Source organism: Dyadobacter pollutisoli, from assembly GCF_026625565.1.
In the GTDB taxonomy this organism is placed as follows: Bacteria; Bacteroidota; Bacteroidia; order Cytophagales; family Spirosomataceae; genus Dyadobacter; species Dyadobacter pollutisoli.
The window spans coordinates 2785164-2808982 of sequence record NZ_CP112998.1; the positions used below are offsets into that span (position 1 = coordinate 2785164).

At 46.8% G+C, this 23819-nt stretch carries 18 protein-coding genes; 7 read left to right on the forward strand and 11 right to left on the reverse strand.

All coding sequences use genetic code 11. The features are described from left to right. Positions 1 to 3 precede the first annotated feature (3 nt). Positions 4 to 447, reverse strand: a complete 444-nt coding sequence (locus tag ON006_RS11510) for a hypothetical protein (protein WP_244819933.1) — start codon at positions 445 to 447, stop codon at positions 4 to 6. Positions 448 to 622: 175 nt separating this feature from the next. Here ON006_RS11510 and ON006_RS11515 point away from each other — a divergent pair, with 175 nt between their 5' ends. From ON006_RS11515 to ON006_RS11525, 3 genes are all read left to right on the forward strand, one after another. Next, complete coding sequence (locus ON006_RS11515; protein ID WP_244819934.1) at positions 623 to 1429, forward strand: GLPGLI family protein; 807 nt, start codon at positions 623 to 625, stop codon at positions 1427 to 1429. 25 nt (positions 1430 to 1454) lie between these two features. After that, positions 1455 to 4232: an outer membrane beta-barrel protein gene (locus tag ON006_RS11520; RefSeq protein ID WP_244819935.1), complete on the forward strand. Its 2778-nt coding sequence runs from the start codon at positions 1455 to 1457 to the stop codon at positions 4230 to 4232. Positions 4233 to 4329: 97 nt separating this feature from the next. Continuing rightward, positions 4330 to 6684 (forward strand): GAF domain-containing protein, encoded by a 2355-nt coding sequence (locus tag ON006_RS11525; protein ID WP_244819936.1) that lies wholly within the window; start codon positions 4330 to 4332, stop codon positions 6682 to 6684. On the opposite strand, the gene ON006_RS11530 is transcribed toward ON006_RS11525, so the two are convergent. From ON006_RS11530 to ON006_RS11550, 5 genes are all read right to left on the reverse strand, one after another. Next, positions 6681 to 7907 carry an RNA polymerase sigma factor gene (locus tag ON006_RS11530; RefSeq protein WP_244819937.1) on the reverse strand — a complete coding sequence of 409 codons (1227 nt, stop codon included), beginning with the start codon at positions 7905 to 7907 and terminating at the stop codon, positions 6681 to 6683. The genes ON006_RS11525 and ON006_RS11530 overlap by 4 nt on opposite strands. Before the next feature lie 35 nt (positions 7908 to 7942). Beyond that, a complete protein-coding gene (locus tag ON006_RS11535) occupies positions 7943 to 8284 on the reverse strand; it encodes a YciI family protein (protein WP_310590189.1) in 342 nt (113 codons plus the stop codon). A gap of 279 nt (positions 8285 to 8563) precedes the next feature. After that, positions 8564 to 9034 (reverse strand): hypothetical protein, encoded by a 471-nt coding sequence (locus ON006_RS11540; protein WP_244819939.1) that lies wholly within the window; start codon positions 9032 to 9034, stop codon positions 8564 to 8566. A 193-nt stretch (positions 9035 to 9227) separates the two neighbouring features. Beyond that, the gene (locus ON006_RS11545; RefSeq protein WP_244819940.1) at positions 9228 to 10772 is read right to left on the reverse strand and encodes an alkaline phosphatase family protein; all 1545 of its coding nucleotides are present in this window, start codon (positions 10770 to 10772) and stop codon (positions 9228 to 9230) included. A 12-nt stretch (positions 10773 to 10784) separates the two neighbouring features. Next, on the reverse strand, positions 10785 to 11591 hold the full coding sequence (locus tag ON006_RS11550; protein ID WP_244819941.1) for a hypothetical protein: 807 nt from the start codon (positions 11589 to 11591) through the stop codon (positions 10785 to 10787). Positions 11592 to 11871: 280 nt separating this feature from the next. On the opposite strand from ON006_RS11550, the gene ON006_RS11555 reads away from it, so the two are divergent. From ON006_RS11555 to ON006_RS11570, 4 genes are all read left to right on the forward strand, one after another. Further along, positions 11872 to 12906 (forward strand): LacI family DNA-binding transcriptional regulator, encoded by a 1035-nt coding sequence (locus ON006_RS11555; RefSeq protein ID WP_244819942.1) that lies wholly within the window; start codon positions 11872 to 11874, stop codon positions 12904 to 12906. Positions 12907 to 13014: 108 nt separating this feature from the next. After that, on the forward strand, positions 13015 to 14199 hold the full coding sequence (locus ON006_RS11560; RefSeq protein ID WP_244819943.1) for a PQQ-dependent sugar dehydrogenase: 1185 nt from the start codon (positions 13015 to 13017) through the stop codon (positions 14197 to 14199). 288 nt (positions 14200 to 14487) lie between these two features. Then, positions 14488 to 15003: a DUF4468 domain-containing protein gene (locus ON006_RS11565; protein ID WP_244819944.1), complete on the forward strand. Its 516-nt coding sequence runs from the start codon at positions 14488 to 14490 to the stop codon at positions 15001 to 15003. 48 nt (positions 15004 to 15051) lie between these two features. Further along, positions 15052 to 15489 carry a DUF3592 domain-containing protein gene (locus tag ON006_RS11570; protein ID WP_244819945.1) on the forward strand — a complete coding sequence of 146 codons (438 nt, stop codon included), beginning with the start codon at positions 15052 to 15054 and terminating at the stop codon, positions 15487 to 15489. Positions 15490 to 15494: 5 nt separating this feature from the next. Here the strand turns inward: ON006_RS11570 and ON006_RS11575 are convergent, their stop codons facing one another. The 5 genes from ON006_RS11575 to ON006_RS11595 all read right to left on the reverse strand — a co-directional run bounded on the left by ON006_RS11575 (position 15495) and on the right by ON006_RS11595 (position 23565). Further along, positions 15495 to 16277 (reverse strand): LytR/AlgR family response regulator transcription factor, encoded by a 783-nt coding sequence (locus tag ON006_RS11575; protein WP_244819946.1) that lies wholly within the window; start codon positions 16275 to 16277, stop codon positions 15495 to 15497. A 13-nt stretch (positions 16278 to 16290) separates the two neighbouring features. Then, positions 16291 to 17397 carry a sensor histidine kinase gene (locus tag ON006_RS11580; RefSeq protein WP_244819947.1) on the reverse strand — a complete coding sequence of 369 codons (1107 nt, stop codon included), beginning with the start codon at positions 17395 to 17397 and terminating at the stop codon, positions 16291 to 16293. 147 nt (positions 17398 to 17544) lie between these two features. After that, entirely contained in the window at positions 17545 to 18642 is a 1098-nt protein-coding gene (locus ON006_RS11585; protein ID WP_244819948.1) for a sensor histidine kinase, read from the reverse strand. Between the two features lie 45 nt (positions 18643 to 18687). Continuing rightward, positions 18688 to 20445 carry a RagB/SusD family nutrient uptake outer membrane protein gene (locus tag ON006_RS11590; RefSeq protein WP_244819949.1) on the reverse strand — a complete coding sequence of 586 codons (1758 nt, stop codon included), beginning with the start codon at positions 20443 to 20445 and terminating at the stop codon, positions 18688 to 18690. Positions 20446 to 20466: 21 nt separating this feature from the next. After that, entirely contained in the window at positions 20467 to 23565 is a 3099-nt protein-coding gene (locus tag ON006_RS11595; RefSeq protein WP_244819950.1) for a SusC/RagA family TonB-linked outer membrane protein, read from the reverse strand. Positions 23566 to 23819: the final 254 nt, after the last annotated feature.

A 23819-nucleotide genomic window follows, 5' to 3' on the forward strand; every position in this document is an offset into this window, starting at 1 on the left:
AGATTACAATGAGGTTGGAAGAGATTCAAGGCCCAAGTCAGAAATGCCGCTTTTTAGATACTCCGGCGTTTCAATCATTTCTGACTTTGCATTGATAATCTGGTGAAGTTTAGCTTCAATTTTGAATACCGCCTTCTTTTGCAATTTGAAGCTTTTGGCAATCTCGGGATGGTTGAATTTTGTAATGGCAGTGTCAAGCTTTTCCATTGATGGCAAGATTTTCCTCAACATCGAGATGCGTTGCTCAGCTTCGGAGACTGACATTTCAGGAATTAAAGCCAGTTGCGCTTCAAAAAAGACTGTCCGGCTATTAATATCCGTCAGGATGCGCACGGACAACCTGTCTGACATTGATTTTGCAAAGATTTCAAGAAAATCTGCGATACGAACCGACCATGAAATCCTGGTCGAAATTGTCGTGTTGTATGCGGGGAGCGAATGTGTCATAGTGTGCATTAAAAATGATTTGATGTTTACTACTATACGCTACGATCTGACATTGGTCACTGACAATTAACAAATTTAATTCAAAAAAGCCACTTAACACTATTTAACACTATTTACCAGTGACTTACATAGCATCGCCGGACATTTGATGCGTTCAATTAAACCGGATATTTTTATGAAAACGTATGTCATTTTATGCTTGTCAATGCTCCTGGCAGCGACACTTCCTGCTCGTTCACAGTCGTCAGGGCAGATTAGTTATGAGGTTACACGCAAGATAGATCAGAGCCGCCTGCGGTTTAAGATTAATGGGGAAGATGTGAAAGTGGGCGATCCTAATTTCCCGACGGATGTTCCCGATTCCCGTACTTTTGGCCAGAAGGTTTTGTTTGCAGGAAATTTGGTGAAAGAAAACCGCGACGAGCAAAACATGGTCAAACGCATGGTAGTTGTTGAGGACCGGCTTTCAGGAGGTGGCCCTCCGCGTACAACGAATATGGGCAACCCGTTTGAAGAACATATTTACGTGGACCTTGGCACACGAAAAATCATCACTATTCTCATCATTGGCAAAGAAAAAGAGGCCAAAACTTACAGATCAGAGAAGCCTCTGCAACCTGCAACCGGCTGGCAAATCACCGATCAGACTAAAAAAATAGCAGGACATGTATGTAAGAAAGCAACCGTCCCATTTAACAAGGAAACCTACACGGTCTGGTTCACAACAGAGATCCCTGTTACCTACTCGCCAGTGCACGAACTCACGCCGGAAACTGGACTGGTTCTGCTGATCGAAGGAAGCCAGGAACAGTTCCGGGCGACGAAAATCAATACTAATGCCGTGGATATAAAAGAGGTACAGCCTCCCTCAAACGCCCAAAACGTAACGCCCGAGCAACTAACTGACCTTCGCCAGAAAGCAATGGCTGATTTTCATCAGGAAATGATGAATTCAGGTGTAGTCGGCGGTGGAGGTAACTAAGTTTTTCCCCGAAAATACATTTCAAATGAAGTTACTGAACGTCTTACTACTTTGCCTCTGCCTCGGTGTTGGCGCAAAGGCTCAAAAGCTGCTTGTCAAAGCTGAAATCACCGGAACCGCAACGGATTCGCTGACCGGCAAACCATTACGCACTGCCTCGGTGTCGCTGCTCACCGAACGTGACTCAGCATACGTTACCGCGACGCTCACGGATGGGGACGGCCATTTCCGGATCAAAAACGTGCCCTCGGGTGCGTACAGGTTGCTCATTACGTTTGTAGGCTACCGTAATGTCTCCCGCCCGGTCGTGGTACAGGGATCGGCGCCGGTGAACGTGGGCACGATACGCATTCAGGAACAGACTGGAATGCTGGATGAAGTGGTGGTTAAGCAGGAACGTCCGCCCATTACGATCAAGCACGATACACTCGAATTCAATGCGGGATCGTTCAAAACCGAGCCCAATGCGCAGGTGGAAGAGTTGCTACGAAAATTGCCGGGCGTGGAAGTAGCCCGCGATGGGACTATTCGTGCTAACGGGCAGGCAGTGAGCAAAGTAATGGTCGATGGAAAACCATTTTTCGGCAACGACCCCAAAATGGCTACCCGCAATCTGCCAGCTGATATTGTCGATAAAGTACAGCTCTACGACCAATCTTCGGATCAGTCACAATTTTCCGGCGTTGACGATGGTAACCGCGAGCGCACCATTAACCTGACCATTAAGAAAGACAAGGGTAAGGGATATTTTGGACAGAATGCATTGGGTGCGGGAAAAAGTCCGGGCGAGGGAGATATCCGGTACCAGGGCAGGCTCAATGTGAACCGGTTCAATAACCGTAACGGCGGGCCAGGCAGGCAGCTATCTGTGATCGGGCAGGCGAACAATTTGAACCAGCAGAATTTCACATTACAAGGTGCTAACGGTGGCGGGCCGGTAATGGTCGGCGATGGCGGTGGAGAGGGTAACGTCAACCCGCAAACACCTTCAAATATTACCGAGATACGTGCCGCAGGGATCAATTACCGGAATGAAGGTGCAAAAGTAAGATGGGGTAAAAGAGCGGAAGTAGCTGTCAGTTATTTTGCAAATCAGGCCATAACCACCACCGACCAAAACAGCAAAAGGGACAACATCCTCCCGGAAAGGCCTTTTACAACCGATCAGACTAATTTTTCTCAAAATAAAGTGACTAGGCACCGGTTCAATGGTCGCTTCGAGTTCCAGCTCGATTCGCTGACCAGTATGCGTATTACCCCGAATATTGGATTGCAGTCAACCAAGTACAACAGCCTGAGCAACAGCGCTTCCTACCTCTCGAACGGAACTCCACTCAACACCGGCAACACCAAATACAACTCTGATGGAGACAATTACAATGGTTACAACAACCTCCTGCTCATGCGAAAATTCAAACGCGAGGGCCGCACGCTTTCGGCCAATGTGAATACCGTGCTGGGTAATGAGGATGTAGCGGCTATGAACCTTTCCAACCAGCAGTTTTATGATTCGCTGGGTCAGGATCCGGTGGAGAATAAGGTGCAACAGCGCAACAAGCAAAGCAGTGAAAACCTTCAAAATACGCTGACATTGTCATACACAGAACCATTGTCGCTGAACAAGAAAATAGAATTCCGTTATGCTTACGGGAACAATCGCAACATGCAGCGAAGGAACGTTTTTGACCTTGACGAAGAAACCGGTGCTTACGATCAGCCGAATTTGGGGCTAAGCAATCATTTTGCCAGCGTTTTTGCGACCCATAAGGCGGGGACTACCTTGCAAATCAGGCGACTACGGTACAGTTATGCACTCGGTTTTGATCTCCAAAACGCGGGACTCAAAGTGGAAAACCGTTCTGTGGATACCATTGCGAACAGAAGTTACACGCATTTTTTGCCCAGCGCATTGTTCAGCTACACATTTTCAAGTAACCGTACCCTGAGGTTCCAATACCGCACCCGGGTCACGCCACCGTCCATTACCCAGTTGCAGCCGGTCGCCGATAACTCCAATCCCCTCAATATCAGGCTCGGTAACCCGCTGCTCAAACCGGAGTACTATAATAATGTGACCCTGACTTACAATGGTTCCACGGGCTCTGGCGAGAAGAGTGTGTTCCTCTTTGGAAGCCTGAATCAGAGCGGCAACAGGATCAGTTCCGCAACCCGAATCAGCAGTTCAGGTGCACAAACTACCCAGCCGGTCAACACGGGAGGTTACTGGTCTGCAAATGGTTTTTTATCATTGAGCCGAAGGATCAATTTGCTGAAACTGACCGCTACGCTGACTTCTAATGCGAATTTTACCAAAAGTACCGGGCTGATCAACGATCAAAGTAACCTTGCCAAAAACCTTGCATTGGGACAGGGACTTCGCCTTCAATCTAATTATAATGATAAAATAGAATACGGCGTCAGCGGGAGAATGAGTTACCAGCGGGCAAGATATTCCATTTCATCCCAACAAAACACTGCCTACTGGTCACAATATGCGACTGCCGATGTGCTTTGGCAGCTTCCATTTAACTGGATGTTAACCAGCGACCTTACTTATACTGCCACTACGGGCCGGGCGACAGGTTACAACCAACGATTTACGCTTTGGAATGCTGCGCTGGCCAGGAGATTTCTCAAAGGCAAGCAAGGCGAAGTGCGTTTGCAGGTTTTTGACTTATTGAACCAAAATCGCAGTCTGGTGAGAAATACGTCGGATTCCTACGTGGAAGATGTCCAGAGCAAAGTGCTGAAACGCTATTTTCTGGTGAGTTTCATTTATAACATCCGCAAGTTTGGCGTGTGATCGTAAAGTGCCTGTGTATTTGTAAAGTACCAATAGTTTCAGGTTGGCGTTCGTGTATTATATTTGGGCTATACTGAGCTTCAAGCGCATAGCCACCATGAAAAACGAATTAATGCAAGTTACGGGCACCAAGACATTGGGCTTTCCAGTCGACGCAGGCATTTCACTAATGCCATTTATAAAATGCCTCGAAAAGCGCCTGCACGAAGAAAAAAGCATCAAAGCATCCTTTTACCATAGCATCCTGGAATATTTCAGGACGCACGACTTGCCCAAGGGAGACATTCCGCTGGACGAAGTGAATCAGTACGGCGACTTTTTTGAATACGTCTACGCCAGCCTTTCTCCGGCTTTGTCATCGGAAAAGAATGTGGCCTGGGGATTGAGTTTTCCACTGGTACCAAGGGTCTTTTACGGCACCGACCTGCTTTATGAATTGCTGGAAGCGAAACCCACTGACTCGGAGGATAATGAGGTCAGCAGGGCGATCGAAGACTACAAAACCGAACGTTTGCAGGCCGTTTATAAATTGATCCTTCAAAGGCTTTATAATTTTGAGGTACCGGTCAAAATCAAGCAGATCCATTCGTGGATGCACCAGCCATCGGGCTTACTCCGCTACTACGAAGTGACTGTAAACGCCGATTTCGTGGAAGTGACTGCCAAAGGCGAGCTCCCAGAATTGAATTTCGTCGAACTTTACAATCACTTTACCCAGGACAATGGTCACTTGCTGCTGGAAAATGCGCTACCGCTTGACCTGTTCCAATTCCGGGGCTTCGCAGTACTGAATGTAACGGATGTGACGACCAAAATGGCGGTCGAAAGTATTGCCAGGCTGAGGCTCAACCGTAGTCCGGGCAATTCGCCCGAGCGTTATCGGCAGGTTTTGCTGTCCCTTAAAACGCTCGTTCAGAACAGCCGCATTGAGTTTGATCTTTTCCCTTTTGTGAGGGTCAATAACGAAGCGGTTTATGGCTACGAGCAAGCCGGTACCGGCATATTGTTCTCGATCTGGGGCGAGCAAAGGCTCTCTCCGGAAGCATTCCGAAAACAGGCAGAAGGTTATGCGTCCAATCCCAATTCATTTTTCTCGCCTGATATTAACCGGGAAGATGAAATGCAAATGGCATTTCTGAATCCATTCAGGGATGCCAATGTTGAGTCGCTGGCTCTAATTCCCCTGTTTTTTGATCAGACGCTCGTGGGAGTACTAGGCATGCATACGTGGCGCGGGGAAAGTTTTGACGAGAAAACACTGGCCTTACTGGATCCTGCCTTCGCTCCCATCGCGCAGCTTTTGCAGATCTACATTGACGAGTTCAATCTGGAACTGGCGGGCATTATCCGTGAGAAATTTACTTCCATTCAGCCGTCGGTTCAATGGAAATTCAATGAGTCGGCCTGGCATTCGCTCCACCGGAAAAAGAAGAACCTGCCCGAGGTGACGGAAAACATTCATTTCGAAGACGTGTACCCGCTTTATGGCGCGATAGATATCCGTAACTCCACGCTGGAAAGGAACCTGGCCATCCATGCGGATCTCGATCATCACATTAGCCTGCTCGACGAGACCCTTACCACATTGCATCAACACGACAATTCTTCGCTCATGAAGGAATTGCGGTTTAATTGCAGCAAGTGGCGGCAGGTACTCGTGCAGGGGGAACTGAACAGCACCGGCGAGGGCAATCTCAATACATTCCTGACAGAGGATACCCGTGAATACCTGAGACATCTTTCCCGCGAAAATCCGGCTGCCGAGCCTATTGTCAGTTCATATCTGGAAGCGGTCAGTCCTGCAAGCGGACGGGTCAACAGGAACCGCCGCGAACTGGAAGAAACCATGCAGATGATCAATACGGCGGTAAATGATTATTTTGAATCCGAAAAAGACACTTTACAGGAATCGTATCCATGCTATTTTGAAAAATTCAGGACAGATGGCATTGAGTACGATATTTACATTGGGCAGTCGATCAGTCCGAGAAAGCCATTCAATCATTTTCACCTGAAAAACCTCCGGCTGTGGCAACTTTCTTCGATGATCGCGGTGGCCAGGCTTACCCAGCAATTGCAGAATACGACGCCTAAAAAGTTAAAAACCACCCAGCTGATTTTCGTTCACAACCACATGATCGACATTAGCTTCCGGGCAGATGAGCGGAAATTCGATGTGGAAGGAGCTTATAATATCAGGTACCAAATGATCAAAAAGCGTATTGACAAGGTACATATCCGCGATACCGACGAGCGCCTTACCCAGCCTGATACCATTGCATTGATCTATTTCCACGAACGCGACCTGGACGATTACCTGCCGTTTATCAGGTTTTTACAGGAAACAAATTCACTGGATGCGAAAATAGAACGTCTCGAACTGGAAGATTTGCAGGGACTTAGCGGGTTGCGCGCATTACGCCTGGGCGTATTGTACCCCGAGCCGGTTTAAAGTTTATCGATTTGCTTTTGAATGGTTTGCCGGTCAGTTTGCGTCTTGGCGAGCGCGAGTGCCCGGTGGAAATTCATTTTGGATTTGAAATTATCAATGTCTTTGTAAAGCTCGCCGAGTAATGCGAAGTAAAAACGATTGTCCTTCAAATCCAGCTTTTCCGCCTCTTCAATTGCCGCCGCTTTTCCATGCACTTTGGAAAGCGCATAAGTGCGGTTGAGCGCAGCAATCGGCGAATATTCCATGTAAAGCAATTGATTAAAAAGTTGCAGGATACGCTCCCATTTTTCGGGCGTATCCGCCTTGATCGTATGCCAATAGGCAATGCTAGCTTCAATGTGATATTTTGAAATTTGATCGCCCGTAGCAGCATTACTGAGGAAATGCATTCCACGCGAAATCAATTCCGCATTCCAAAGATTTTCGTCCTGCTCGTGATACAATATCATTTCTCCGTTTTCATTTTTCCGGGCCTCAAATCTGGACGAATAAAAACACATTAAGGCCATTAATGCATTGATAGACGGCTGATTGGTTTGTTCGTTTTCGATCAGCAGGTAAGTCAGCCGCATTGCTTCCAGGCACAGGTCTTTGCGAACAACCGCGTCCTTACTTTCGGAATAATATCCTTCATTGAAAAGTAAATAAAGTGTGGTCGCGACGTTTTGCAGGCGGTTGTCAATTTCAGTTGCGCCGGGAAATTCTATCGGCACTTTTTCAAGTCGCAGCTTCTCTTTTGCCCTGAAAAGTCGTTTGTTAATAAGGTCTTTATTGGTCAAAAAAGCATCGGCAATTTCATCGATCCCAAACCCGCACAGAATGCGTAGTGCAAGTCCTATTTGTGATTCGGGGGAAATAACCGGGTGGCAAATCGCAAAGAGCATTTGCAGCTGACTGTCGGTAATATGATGCTCCGACCAATCAATTTCGATCTCGGAAATGAGGGAATCATCTTCGGATATGCGGCCCGCCACCTTATCATTGAAAATAGAATAATGGGTCAGATGATTTTTAGCTTTGTTCTTGGCGACTGCGTAAAGCCAGGCTGTGGGATTGGGAGGTAAACCTTTATAGCTCCAAGTTTCGACGGCGGCCAGAAAAGTTTCACTGGCAATATCTTCCGCAATTTCAATGTGCTCAATACCAAAAAGTTTACAGAGTACAGCTGTAATTTTCCTGTACTCTGTTCTAAACAAATGAGGTATTAATTGCTGAGTTTCCATGTCAGAAATCCTGCGGGGACAGGGACATTTGTTACTTAGTGGGTTCCGTCTCCTCTGGCGATTTTCCGAACCTCCACGCTATTTCCGTCGCCCTGCAAAACGGGACATCCTTTTGCAAATTCGACGGCCTCTTCCACCGATTCCGCTTTGACAATAATGTAGCCGCCGATGGTTTCTTTGATGTCGCCAAAAGGTCCGTTGGTCACGACATTATTATGCCAAACTACCCGGCTATCATCAAAAGGCAGCCCGTTTCCGACTGTGAATTTATTCTGGGCAGCGATTCCGCCGATCCAATCCATTGTTTGTTTCATCCAGATCTGCATCTGTTCCGGTGAAGCAATTTTACCGCCGTCTTCGTGTCTGAAAATTAACATGAACTCTTCCATTTTGCTGCTGTTTTAATTGTGAGAATTTGATTAGTGTAATTTGTACTTCACACTTATATCAAATAGCTTTCTTAAAATAGGACATCAACAGAAAATTATTTATATTTTTTCCCCGCGATCGGAAACCGCGGTACAGGCAGCCCATCGCAGCCTCAGGTACCCATGTAGTCACCGGCACCGGTGAGGCCTTGCATGCAAAATAGCAAAAAGATTGGCTTGTAGGATTCAACAAAAAGGAAGTCCCATTGCTAAGACTTCCTTTTGTTCTTATTCAGCGATAACGTCCGCTTTCTTCTTGCGGCCTCTCGGTTTGCCGGTGTATTCCGGTTTGGGTTCTGAGCTGGAAAGTGCCAGTTCGTATCCCACCACACCTTCTTCGTAATTAAATGGAGTAACAGTGAATTTGAATTTGTTATTTTCAAAATCCACTCCGCCTTTTTTCAAAATCACTTCCAGAGGAATCGTGAATCCACGACCGCTTTTTACCAATGGAAAAGTTCCGGTTGGGTCAGAAGAAGGGATCAGGTAAAGGAATTTCAAAGTTCTTTTACCCTCTTGGGTACCAATTTTGAAGCTCGTTGTTGCCGCTTCAATTCCTAATTCTTCAAGAGTTTTGGAAGGAAGGACAATTTTTCCGGTGCCTGAAATGTAACCGGTAAGTTCTACTTTGGGCTGTACTTTCTTAGTGATAGTGCTATTCTCCTCTGGTGAAAAGAATTTAATTGCTTTTGCTTTCATAAGATAATTGATGTAAATCAAGTGGATTATTTTTGTAAAAGTAATCATTATGATTTAACATCAAAATAGTACTTCCGCTACAAACAATTCTCTCAAATAGCTTTAATCAATATTCAATTTTTTAATTTCAATTTAATGCAAAGAACGTAAATACACAGGTGGTCAATTAATTTCCCTTTTTAAATGGTAAAATTTATCTGACAGAAATTCGTTGCGTCCTGCTATAATTAAAGTATCGGTATTTACCCATAAGTGACATTTCAACAACCAGCTTGTACGTACCCCAGTCGTATTTACACTCAGTGGTAACAGTTTCTTTTCTCAATTTACCGGCGCTCACCACGGACTTTTTCAGAAACTCCGACATCACCCGGCCGTCCATTACCGATGGCTGCGGCAATCCATATATATGAAGGACGGTAGGCACGATATCGACATTTGAAGTCGGTAATTCGCCGGTAAATGTTTTTTTGAAATCGGGGCCGCTGGCAAATAATGCAATGTTAATTTCATAAGGACTGGAACCGCCATGTCCCGCCACACCACCCGAATAGCCAGTACCAGCATAACCCCTATTATTTTGCTCATTATTCCAGTTTGTCGCCACGAGGATATCGCCTGATCTTTGCGGATGATCGTAATGAATAGCGTCAAATGAGATGGTACCATCGACCCAGCCTTTCATTTCTCCTTTATTTTTTGCTTTGGTAAAAATAGCGCCGACCCATTCCTGTTTGTGAAGCGCAGCAACTATTCTTTTGATCTCGTTTTCATCATGGTCTTTCACATATAAAGCTCCTTCTGCAACGACTACATCTTCCGATTCTTTACTTTTTTTCAGACCTTGCTGAATTAGAAAATTAGCCAAGCTTTGCTTACCGATATGGGTCACAAATCCGTGGTCAGTTGAGATGATGATATTATATTTTTCATCCAGTCCTTTTGCTTTTAAAGCTTCCAGTATTCTTCCAAATTGCCCGTCAACAAACCGGATCGCGTTCACAGCCTGATCTGAGCCAATGCCGTGTTCGTGCGCCGCACCGTCGGGATCGGAAAACCATATTGCACTCACCAGCGGGCCTTTATCGGCCAGACCGTATGTCAGCAACGCGTCGGTGATCCATTTGTGACGCTCGCTATCCTCGGTACCATCAGCAGGCGGTGCCCCGACTTCGGCGATCACCTGCGATTTAAACGACTCTGGTAATATCAGATCGGGGTTTACAATGGCTCCCCGGCCTACCTTATGGTTTTGCAAAAAGGCCTGGCCCGTGGTACCCGAGCTGAACACCATCATACTTTCCCCGGCAGCGTCCAGCACCTCGCCCAGCGAAGTGGCGGTCAGTAATGGACCGGAAATCGCGTTACTGACCCTGGTAAGATCCTCGTACGTAGTTCCGACACTTTTTACCTTATTAACCTCAGGAAAATAGACGCTGTTACCTAATATCCCGTGCGTCCCGGGATAGGAACCTGTGGCATAGGAAGCGGAATTGACCCGAGTAACAGTCGGAAACACGCTGTGATGATGCTTCCCAAACGAAGCTTTTTGCCTGAATGCAAACAAATTGGGCATTTGTTCCTGTGTGATGTAGTCGGGCCTTAATCCATCAAAAAAGACGATCAGGGTTTTGTTATGGTTTGTACCAGATTTGCTTTGCGCCAACGTACGCAGAGGCACAACCGAAACCAGCAGGAACAACCCAGTACCTGCAAAAAAGCTAAAAATTGTTTTCATAAATTTTAATAATTACCTGATCTCCGACAAGGTGACTGTACTCGCGGAGCGGTTGATTCCATATAAGAGTACTCGTCCTTTGACCGAATGGTCTATTGCAATGCCTTGTCCCTGGATGGGCGCGGTAAGCGTGCGTACATGATCGAGCGTGTAACCGTGTTTAGGCAGTTGCATCACGTACACTTCTTCACGGTCGTGACCAGTGCAGTACAGCAGTCCGTCAGTGCCCCATGCGCCCCCGGAATTGCTTTTGGGAGTAAAAAGTGCGACCAGGTTCTTGGGAAAAACCCACGATTCGGTCTCCCGCCATTCCGCATCGTATTTTACGAGCGAAGTCCAACGCACATCCCTGCCCTCGCTCGATTCTTTCCCGCCATAATGTGCAAAACCGATCCACCAGTAGCCGTCTTTTTGATCTATCCAGGTGAGTGAGCCGTGTTGTGCAATACCAAAGCTATGGTTACCAATATGTTGCAATGTTTTTACATCAAAAATCTCCACTGAGCTGGTCATCGGAATCTCGGGATAGTTAGAATTGGCACAGTACAATTTGCCCTTGATCACGACACCGCTGTTCAAATGTTTGATCCCTTCTTTTTCACCATCCCATTCGCCGGTCAGTTTGCCATTATTCTTACCATATCTCCGGATCGTACTATTATTGATCACATAAAAGAATTGCTCATCGACCGCAACCGCCTGCTTGGCTTCTGCTACCTCAAACTTTTTCAGTTCGGTAACAGTTTGCGCCATTGACTTTACGAAAAGAATATTGGCAAGAATTAAAAATGAAAACGCAACTACTTTACAAAGGGTCATATTAAAAAAAAGGATAAATCAGGTTCAAAATTAATTAACAATTATCTTCCGAATTTTATGGGAATGTTGTCATTAGTAAAGAAACGCGACTGTGAACTTTACCTGTCAATGACAATAGGTGATTTACCGGCTAATAAAATAGAGTATGAAATGAACTGGATTTTGTGCTTTTAATGATTGTAGTTCTTACCCAAGACCGTCGATTTCCTCAAATTGAAAGGTATGCTTGGGAAATAAGCTATCTTGCTTCCATTCACTCACTAACTCATACATTCACTCATTGAAAAAAAGTACGACCCTTAGCGACATTGCCATTGAACTGAACATGACCGCCGCGACCGTTTCCAGGGCGCTGAGCGATCATCCTGAAATTAGTAAAAGCACTAAGGAAAAAGTTAAGGAAACTGCCAAAAAGCTGAACTACAATCCCAACCGAATCGCCTCTTCGCTCCGGTCCGGGAAAACCAATGTCGTCGGCGTACTCATTCCGACTGCCGAAAATGCATTCTTTGGCTCGGTGATCCACGGCATTACCAAGCTCGCCAGCAAGCACGGCTACTCTGTACTGATCCACGAATGTGATGAAGACTACGAGCTGGAAGTGAAGGGTATTCAGACATTTATAGGCGCGCGGGTGGATGGGATCATTGTTTCATTGTCCAGAAACACATTGAACTACGACCATTTCCTGGAAGTACAAAAAAGAAATATCCCGCTCGTTTTCTTCGACAGGGTACCCGATGATTTATCATTTCCGACGGTGGTGCTGGATGCTTATCGGGGCGCCTATCAGGCAACGCAGCATCTGATCGACCAGGGATATAAGAGAATTGCGCACATCGCCGGCCCACTGTTTATCAAGACATTCAATGACCGTTACAAAGGTTACGTAGCGGCCCTGCAAGCCAATAAAATCCCACTTGATCATACGCTGATGCACATCGGCGACCTTTCTATCGAGTCGGGCAGAGAAGCTACCAGGCAGTTTTTGCAGCTCGCCGAGCCACCGGATGCGATCTTTGCCACCGAAGATTTCACGGCATTAGGTGTCCTCAAAGAATTGAAGGTTAACAAGATCCGGATTCCGGAACAGTTCGGGGTATTGGGTTTCTGCAACGACGTTTTCAGCGAGCATACCACCCCCTCGATCTCCACCATCGATCAGCAAACTTATCTGATGGGCCGGGAGTCGTTTATCATGCTCAATAATATGATTGAAAATGGTTCGGTAAAAACTTCCGAAATCGTGAAAACCGTCATCGATCCTATATTGATTGTGCGGGAGTCTTCCATGAAATCAGGAAATCCTGCCTAAAATTTCCACCGCACTCCGAGTTTCCGTAATCGTTTACGTAACTTTGGTTCAATTGTTTATTACTCCATCAGGCGCATAACGCGGTATTTCAAAAAGACAATTTCAATTATGCTCAAAAAGTATGTAAGTCCCATTCTGACTGCGTTTCTGTACGCCGTCTCGACATCATCGTTTGCTCAGGTGAAAACGCCTGAGATCAAGCTGCAGCTCGTGACCGACGAGCTCACATTGCCTACTGCTTTTGCTTCGACGAAAAGTTTGCCTAACACTGTTTTTGTCTGCGAGCAGGAAGGACGGATCAGGATCATTCAAAGCGGCAAACTGGCCCCAATCCCGTTTCTGGACATCACAAGCGAGGTTTTGAAAAGACAAGGCTATGACGAACGTGGCTTGTTAGGTCTTGCTTTTCATCCCGACTATGGCTCCAATGGCAGGTTTTATGTCTATATCAGTGTCAAATCGGATGGCCGGAAAGGTGTTGATCATGAGACCGAAGTGCGGGAATATACCGTCAGCAAGGCTAGTCCTCAATTAGCTGAAAAATCTTCCATGCGTAAAGTTTTGGTTTTTGATCAGCCGGAGTCAAACCACAATGGGGGCGATCTTAAATTTGGGGCCGATCGATTCCTGTACATTTCGAGCGGTGATGGCGGCGGTGGCGGCGACAAGCATGGCGAGCATGGCAATGGCCAGAGCCTGAATACGCTGCTGGGCAAGATCCTGCGCATTGATGTCAACAAAGCGCCCTATGCAATCCCGGCAGACAATCCATTCAAAAATACGGCCAATGCCCGCCCCGAAATTTATGCATACGGATTAAGAAACCCTTGGAGAATGAGTTTTGACAGACAAACCAATCAGCTTTTCGCAGGCGAAGTGGGCCAGAACAAATACGAAGAAGTGGACATCATTACGAAAGGCGGGAACTACGGATGGAGATCCATTGAAGGTCTACATTCATTCAATGCCGAAGATCAAAAGCCTGAGAAACCGATCAGCCCTATTTTCGAGTATGCTCACCCAGAAGGACTTAGCATTACAGGTGGCTTCGTGTACCGGGGCAAAGCGATCCCCGGCCTGGTTGGAAAATATGTTTTTGGCGATATGATGGGGCCGGTATGGCTGCTGGCCAAAGGAACTGATAACACCTGGAACCGCGAAAAACTTTCGATTTCCAGAGACCCGGGCTACTGGCATGTTTACAGTTTCGGTGAAGATACTTCCGGTGAATTGTACGTCCTTACCAGACTTTTGGAACAGGAAAAAGGTGCTGTTTACAAGCTCATACCCTGATCATAAAAACGCCGGCTCTCCTGACAGAATATCGGGAGGGCCGGCTTGAAGAGTTTAGGAATATCCAGTAAATTTTATTGCTAAATATTTAGCGGACATATTCAGGCAGCCAATTTCGTAAACGTTTACGAGACCGCAAAGCTGAACGGATTAAGTTTTCAATAAATGTCTTGGGGATGATTGGACCGGCTTGTCAATAGGTTTCAGCCGGTAGCTAAGTTTATTTGTAGATATCTTTCTGATATTTACAAATTTGCATGACTATCACAAATTCACAAAACACTAATTATGTTGAAACCATCCTCGCTTCTCATGCTGCTCTTCTTCGCCGGAGCAGCTCACGCCAAAACATCTATCCACCGCTCTGCTATCATGGACCCGATCGTCATATCGCTTCCCGACGAGGATAATAAGTCCTACTCCGAAGTTGTTGAATGCGGCAATGTGACGCAGGCAGATCTTTTTCGCCGTGCACGCCTATATCTCGCACAGACTGCTCTTGACAATAAAATGCTCGTAGCCGACAAAGAAACAGGTGATCTGGCCAGCCAGGGCAGCTTTTCCCTGACAGTTCCGCGTTCCGAGGGCTCGTCGGGAGGCGTTTACTCTGTACGGTACGTTCTTACCATAGAATGTGTAAATAGAAAATACAGGGCCACCATCACGGGTGAGCTGGCACCTTTAAAGGCATTCAGTTCTAAATCTGCTAAGGAGTCAGAACCCTTTAATGCAGCACTCGAAGCAAGGTTTAAAGCGCTGTTGCAAGAATTACAGGCGAATGTCAAAGATTACAAGCCCTTCTGATCCGCGCTGGCACAACAGAGAACCATATACTAAAAAACGGATCTGGTCATGAGCAAAAAAATACCTTTTGGCGACTTTTTTGTCCTGTTCTTTTTTCTCGTTGGCGCATTGTTTGCCGGCATTTCCTACTATATATATCAAGGGAACCAAAGCCTTGTCAAGAACGGCATTGCGACACAAGGCGTTGTCATAGGGATGCACCGGATAGACCGTAAAAAGTATCCCGTCGCCCCCTCGGTCCGGTATTTCACCAGGGATGGGAAAGAGCATGTGTTTCACAGTTCCGAGGGCCGAAATCCTCCTGAATACCAGATCGGGCAGGAAGTAAAGCTTTATTACGATCCCAACAAACCCGAAGACGTTTATCTGGAAGGCAACTATTTGCTGGTGTACGTTTTCGCAGGTATGGCGGGTGTATTTTGGTTAATATCCATCTGGGGCGTACCAGCAGCAGTGGTGGCCATATGGAAATGGATTTGGAGCTAAATACACTATTTCCCCATCCAGACCTTAAAATCCCCTACTTTCTCCCTGCTTACCAACGCCTCTCTTGAATGCACCGGACGCAGGCTGAGCGACAGCCGGTTTCCAAAGTATGGGTCCATTTTGTCAATGGATTTGTGTGTAACCATCATACCCCGGTTAATCCTGAAAAAACGCTGAGGATCAAGTACCTCGGCCAGTTCGTCCATGGTGAAATCCACCAATAGCTTCTGGCCCGACTCGGTCATGAAAAAGCTGTACCGGTCATCGGTAAAAAAATAGGCAATGTCGCCTACTTCTATGGACAACAATTTTTGTCCTTGTTTTACCAAAAAACGTTGCCTGTACTCGACCGCAGACTTTTTCTGAAAATCTTCCAGCAGCTTCCTGATCCCCGCCAGGGAATCCGGTGCTTTTTGGGCCTTCATATTTTCGTATTTCTGCAAACTCCGCAGCAAGTCGTCGCGGTGCACGGGTTTCAGCAGATAGTCAATGCTATTCAGTTTAAAAGCCTGCAATGCATACTCGTCGTACGAAGTCGTGAATATGATCGTGCTATTGACACGGGTACGGTTAAAAATCTCAAAACTCTGTCCGTCAGAAAGTTCTATATCTAAAAAAATCAGATCAGGATCGGGCTTTCCGGCCGTGCGGTTACTTTCCACCCATTCCACAGTACCTTCAATGCTGTCGGTAACACCGGCAATTTCCAGGTCCGGCGCCACTTCACCAAGTAGCTTTTTAAGCCTGCGAACCGATAAATCTTCATCTTCAACTATTAAGGCATTCATATTAATTACGGTATCAGGATATCAATGGTAAGGTAACTGTAAAAAACTCATGGTTGCTTTCGATGCGCGGCTGAGGCAAACCTGGCTTATATTCTGCCAGCAGCTGGTATTTTGAAATGATATTAGCCAGTCCCACCTGCGTCGATTCCAGATTTTCGACACCGGCGGTGAAGGTTTTCTTTTGCAAATTATTACGGATCATCAATTGCCCGTCCGTGGTGCTCAATATAAAGATCGTGAGCGGACGGCTGACCCGTATCACATTGTGTTTGACTGCATTTTCGACCAGTAGCTGCAATGTAAGCGGTGGAATGCGGTGCTGCAAAAAATGGTCCTCTACGTGAATGTGCAGCTTCATTCCCTCTCCGTACCTGGTTTTCAAAAGGTGATTGTATGATTCAATAAACGAAAGCTCCTTTTTCAAAGTAGTGAGCTGGCTGAAATCGCCCTGATCAACCGACGAATGATTAGTTTGCAAAAGATAGCGATAGACCCTGGCCATTTCGTCCACAAATTGCTCCGCTTTGCCAGGATCCTCCGTGATGAGTGCTGAAAGAGAATTTAATGTATTGAACAGAAAGTGCGGGCTGATCTGCGCTTTGAGGCTTTCCAGCTGGCCGTTGATATTTTCTTTGAGAAGCCTTTCCTTGTTAACCTCGTGCATTTTCCAGCGCCCGATCGCATAGTAAGTTTCTTCCAGGCCCGTCGTAATCAATATCACCGCCAGACTGATCAGAAACATAGTGACCACCGTACCTCCACTCAGTTTTGACCCAAAAAGATCCATCCGGACATACAACGCGGTGATCAGCACCCAGAAAAACGCGGAAATAATGGTATGGCAGCACACCGACACCGTTGCTCGTTTTAGGGTATGATCGGGACCTTCATATCGTTTTGATATCTCCTGATTGGTCTGATTTACCGCAAATAAAGCGGCTGTAAACAATGCACCATTCAATATGGTAACTACCCCAAAGATCTCCCAGTTTGTAAAATAAGCCGGTCCGCTTACGATATAGTTGAAAACCAGCAGCAACACCGGCAAAATCAGCACGAAATAACGACGGCTTTGCGGGTTTAAGGTTCCTGAAAAATTTTCAACCGATAAGTTTTCCATAGCGGGTCAGTGCGCGGGATTTCCATCCTACATTTCATGCGGATGTACAACCGAAATTTAAAAATACGGTGAAAACCAAATCAGGTCAATCGGCAAGACAGGATAGTTGTATCAACTGCATAAATAAGTTGGTGAACTGTCATTCGCTCATTCAATGACCTGAGAAACGGGTACCCGGTCAGACAGCAGCGGGAGTATGACCGTGAAATCAGTGGCGGTCTCTTCCACGAGGACCTGCCTGCTGCTCAATGCCAGATACTTGGAGTTAAGCGCCGCGAGCCCGACTTTGTCAGTACCGATTGTGCGAATCTTGCTTTGAATGTTGTTGCGTACCCGCAGATTTTGAAGGTCAAGAACCTCAATATGTATCGTCAGCGTCTTATTTGCTGACATGATATTGTGTTTTACGGCGTGGTCGACCATTATTTGCAGCACAAGTGGCGGAACATAAATGTCTGCCGGATGATGTGCAGGCTGCATCACTTGGAGGTTTTCCCCGTGCCTCACTTGCAGCAGCCGGATGTAAGTTTGTAAAAAGCCAAGCTCTGCGTTAAGTGAAACCAGATCGGTTTTTGCGGCTTGTAGCATGTAACGATAAATTTTGGCGAGGTCTTCGACAAAATGTTCCGCCCGCTCCGGGTCTTCACCGATGAGCGACGAAAGTGTATTGAGGCTATTGAAAAGAAAATGAGGGTTAACCTGGCCTTTCAACAGATTAAATTGCTGCTCGGATGCGATCCTTTCGAGCTTTTCGCTTTCTGCCTGGTTCTTTTTCCATTGATCCAGCGTGTATATCAGCCCCAGCAATGCGCAAAGCGGGAAATTGGCAAACTCACAAAAGATAATAGCAGGCCATAACCAGGCCCACGTAAATGTAACTGTCGTCCCGGGGATGCTGCTGTATAACCCAACGCAGATCATGGTTAGAAGAAGTGTGAGAGAGCCTATCAGCCAAAACATGGCTCGTATCCTTCCCGGTGTTTGGTCGACGCTCGGGTACCAGCTGATAATCCTGCGAATGGCAATGGTCAAAACAACGACAGACGACCAGTAAAGGACAAAAATGAGCCCCGTACCAATCAGGAAACTGCCAGCATTCGTAAAATAATCCGGCCCAATGAAGTAGTAATTGCCTGCTGCGAAAATCACCGGCATCATGGCCAGGTGATAGCGCCACTCATATTTTGAAAAAAAGTCAGGCTTCATCAAATTCAATGCGTGAGGAGTTTTCAGGATGAGTTTCAAAATTAAGAAAATACCCTGAACAACCCCTCACCACCTATTTACAGCTTATTCAATCTTAGTTAGCGGCGCAATGTTCTTATTCGCTCCGTCGTAGCCCACATTCTGGTTGATCACAGCTTGCGTATTTGCAGTAATGATCGCCGAAGGAATCGGCCAGAGAACATGGAAAGGTGCCATATTAGCCGTATTTCCCAACAATTGGATCTTTTTCGCGTAGGTTGTATTGTATTTCGTCACCCGGTCGAAGAAGAAATTCTTTTCACTAAAATTGGTCAGACTATAACCGCCGATACCCGATTTTGCAAGTATGTAGGAAACCCTCACCAGCTCTGAGTGGCGTGGCTCTTCCGCAAAAAGCTCCCTGCCGCGTTCATTCATGAGAAAATCAATGGTTACCTCGCTGGCTGAAACCGGCAATGCCTTCGCACGCTGCCTAACCTTGTTCAGGTCGTCGGCGGCTAGTGCCAGCTGGTTTTTCCAGTAGTATGCCTCAGCGCGCAACAGGTAAGTATCCGCTAGTCTGAAAATATACCAGTCGCCGTTTCCACCCATCGGTACCGCCTTCGGATCGTCCTGCGGGTTGTACATAATATAATGTGGCATCGCATACACGTGTTTGAACGTATCCACTTGCGCCGCGAGATTGGAGATTTTCAATGGTTTTCCAAAATCCACGGAGGCCGGGTTGTTGTATTTAAGCTCATGAATATCCACCCAGTTAATGTCGCTTCTCCTCAAATCCGGTGTCGTGCGCCAGGTATCGCCTTTGTACGACCAGATGTCGTATTGATAAAATCCTGTCAAGCGTACATTGGCATTGCCCCTTCCCAGTGAATCATACATTGGGCCACTTGCAACCATTCCCGGCTTGCCCTGGCTGTCGAGCACCTGTGGCTGGAACCATTGACAATTGTACATCCGCATGGTGTAAAGTCCGGCAGAACGTGCCGCAGGAGGCGCTTCGAAACGGTCGATCGCATTCAGGATGCTCTCGGTATTCTGGGCATTACTGAAATTTTTGGCACGGTGCAAATCCCAGATCACATTGCGGTAGCCTTTGGCCGCATCGATGCCAAAGCGTTGGGTGATCAGTGAATATGGGCCATTGATCACTTTCGTAGCAGATTCAATGGCCTTGTCAAATTGCATGTTGGCCAGGTAAATCTTGGTCAGTAAATGATTGGCAGCGCCTTTGGAAATCCCTCCGGCTTTTGGTGTCACAGGTAACCATTCAGCCGCAAACTCCACGTCTGATTGTATTTTTTCCAAAATGGTCCATCGGCTGTGCGTTTGGAAATCAAGTTTCGCACCCTGAATTTCTTCCTGAATAAAAGGTACATCTCCATACGAATTCACCAGCCGGTAATACCAGTACGAACGATGCCAGTAAGCCTCCGCAAGGATGGCATTCTTTTCCGCTTCCGACGCCCATTCCACGTCATCAACCCTCGAAATGAGCACATTGGTGTTTTTGATAGAAGAATACATGACCGTAAACATGGCCAGGAAACGGTAGTACTGGTCCGTATTGGGAGTAAGGTTATAAAAATCCAGCTGCGACCAGGGTGCAGCCAGGTCCGACGCTGCGAACTCCATAACCAGGTTGGGCATGGTCCCGGTGCATTCGTTTTTAAGGTCTTTACGCATCGTGATCACCAGTGATTCCAGGCCTGCTTTATCGGTATAGACATTCTCAGGGCTGTAAAAAGAAAGCGGTTCGGGTTTGAGCCAGTCCTTGTTGCAAGACGACTGGGTCAGGATCAGTACAAAAAGTACGGCGAATATTTGAATAAGACTTTTCATAAATCTCTTGTTTTCTCTTGATTACAATGACAGGTTCAGACCAACTGTAAATGTGCGCGGCATAGGAATGTTATTCCCGCTCGAATCCCAGGATTCAGGGTCCCAGCCCGGCCATTTTGTGATGGTGTAAATGTTCCGGCCGGCAGCAAAGATCCTTACATTGCTTACTTTGATCTTCTCCGCAAAGGTGGCGGGTAGCGAGTATGCCAGGTTCACGTCCTGCACACGCAGGTAGGAAATCTTTTTATAAACCTTAATCCCGCCACCAAAAACGTTGGTATTGTTGTTCAACCGGGCGTAATCATTGGTCGGATTATCGGGTGTCCAGTATGGAAAATCGTTGGTATTCCTTCTGTCGTAAGTGTCGGAGCCACCTGTGCGAAGTCCTTCCGCAAATGGTGCAATGTTGCCCAGCTCGCTGCGCAGGAACACGGATGCCGAAAAGTTTTTCAGAAAAGTAAACTCATTCCTTAACCCGATCCGCATTCTCGGCTGACGATATCCGATGAACATTTTGTCTGCCAGCGCCTCGTATTTACCATTACCGTCTGTGTCGGTCGCCTTGAAATCCCCTGGTTGCAGCTTGTAAACTGCGGCTGCATCCTTTTCATTCGTTTGCCAGATACCCGTCACATCGTAATTCCATACGCGGTCGAGCGCCTGGCCGGGAAACCATTCATTGGAATAATCCGGCAACTCAGTCTTCACCGTTTTGCCATCTACTGTCACCTCTTTATAGTCTCCAAACAATCGCTTGATCTTGTTACGGTTGAACGAAACAACCAGTCCGCTTCGCCATGAAAAATTGCGTTTTTCAGTATTAATGGTGTTGATCGTCATTTCAAAACCCTTGTTACCAAGCTGGCCAAGGTTAGAAGTGATGTTTTTGAAACCGGTAATTTCAGGCAGCAGGCGGTTCATGAGCAAGTCGGTAGTAGTCATGTCATAATACTCCATGCTCATATCAATCCGGTTTTTCAACAGGCTCAGATCTACCCCGAGGTTAATGGATTTCGTTTTCTCCCACACCAGGTTCGGGTTAGCAAGCGACGTATTGTACACCCCTACCTGTACATTGGTACCATCATAATACATGGCCGAAAGCAGCTGTGCGAGTGCGGAGTACGGGCCAATATCCCGGTTTCCGTTTACGCCCCAGGATACACGCAGTTTCATCTGGCTGATCAAATCCACATTGAAGAACTTCTCCTCCGAGATTTTCCAGGCAATGGCCGCAGCCGGGAAAGTTGCTCTCGGTTTTTTAGTACCAAATGCAGAGAATCCGTCGCGACGTACCGAAGCAGTAAACAGGTATTTATCTGCCAAAGTATAGTTCAACCGCGCCATAGCGGCGTCGCCGGTGATCTGGGTATCATTGGAGTTTACCGTCGGGTTGGTTCCGTATTGCAAACCGTGAAAACCCAGGTTCTGATTTGGCACAAAAGTCTGGTTACCGGTCGTTGACGCCCATTCTCTTTTTCTTTCGGAGCTGTAAAGTAATGTAACGTCAAACTGATGGATGCCGATCTTTTTGTTCCAGTGAAGCAAATTATCCAGGATCCATTCATAAGCCGACGCATCGTCCCGGGTCCCGTAGCCACCCGACCGCGAGGCACCGCCGTCCAGTGTTTTGGAATTCCAGAAATTGTAATCCTTCAAGGTTTCGTAGCGGGGTTGAAACGATAATTTGTAATCAAACCCAAACGGCAGCTTCAATTTGGCATACATGGAAGCGAAAAGCGTATTCACTTTTTTCAGCCTGTCCTGTCCATAGTAGTTGATCAATGGGTTCGAAGTAGCCGCAAAACTGTTCGGATACCACGATACGTCCCCATTGGCATCGAACATCGATCCGTAGGGGCTCATCAGGTACATTTGCGCCAGGTTCGCAGTCACGCTACTTTCGTCTCGGTCCGCAAATTGTGAGTTCACACCCACATTCAGCCAGTCCGTCACTTTGAAATCGACATTCAACCGGGAGCGGATCGTGGCAAATTGATCGCCCCGGATCAAACCTTCATTCTTCTGATAACCCAGAGACCAGTAATAAGTCACATTCTTGGCACCGCCGCCAATGCTGACATCATAATTCTGACGTTTTCCGGTCCGCACCACTTCCTTGTACCAGTCGACCGTTTTTCCCGCCAGATAATTTTCGGTTTCAATTGGAAAAAATCGCAGCCTGCCCAGCCACTCCTGGGTGTTGTCCGTCTGCGGGTTGTTGCTTGCCGACCGCCATTGTTCCAGCGTCACGCCCGAAGGAAGCGCCGAAGGATTATCGTAATAGTATCCGGGATTGTTCGGATTCGTCGCCCGCAATACATCTCTCCTGAAAGTCAGGTACCCGTCTTTGTCGAAAGGTTTGAAATCGTTGGTCGTTTCGGTAACGCCAACGTTGGCCGACACATTGATCATTGGCTTCCCCGTTACCCCCTTTTTAGTAGTGATCAGGATCACGCCTCCCGCTGCACGTGCTCCAAAAACCGCCGCCGAGCTGGCATCTTTGAGAATGTCCATGGTTTCAATGTCCGCCGGATTAATGTCCGAAATATTTCCATTGAAAATCACCCCGTCCATCACCACCATAGGGCTCGATGATGCATTGAGTGACTTGGGGCCGCGGATCTGCATGGAACTTCCACCGGCAGCCGTCGTTGCCTGGTTGGCATTAAAACCCGCCACAGTTCCCGTGAGCATGTCGGTCAGCTGGGTCATAGGCTGGTTTTTAAAGGTTTTGGAGTCGATCCGGATTACCGCACCCGTCAGGTCACTTTTTTTCATCGTTCCGTAACCTACCACTACCAGCTCGTCCAATGCATTGGTGCTCGGCTGCATACTGATCGTGATCACCGACTGATTGCCGACCGGTACATCCTTTAATACATACCCTACAAAACTGAACGAAATCACATCAGAAGGAGCCGCCTGGATGGAGTACTGGCCTTCCGCATTCGTAGTGGTGCCTCGCTGGGTACCTTTCACAATCACCGTCACACCAGGCAGTCCCTGGTTCGTCAGACTGTCCGTTACATTCCCGGTTACGTCTTTCAGGCTCTGGGCACGGAGGTCCCAGGGTACCATCAGAATCAACAACAGCATGAAGATTCCGGACATTTTCATTAGTAGTGGTTTTGATCGCATATAAGATGGGTTAAGGTGTTTTTTGGGCACAAAGATTCTCCTTCACAAATGCGGCTTGTGAAAATTTTCAATCGACATTCTGCGGCTTTACAGTACTATATTTTGAGCAAGAACAATGTTACAAGGAATCAAGATGCTTCAATGATATTCTCCGAAAATAATAGCGAGAACGTTACCGTAAATGCCATTGAAGAACAAAAACATCCATTGCCAAATAAAATTCTGCGATAAAA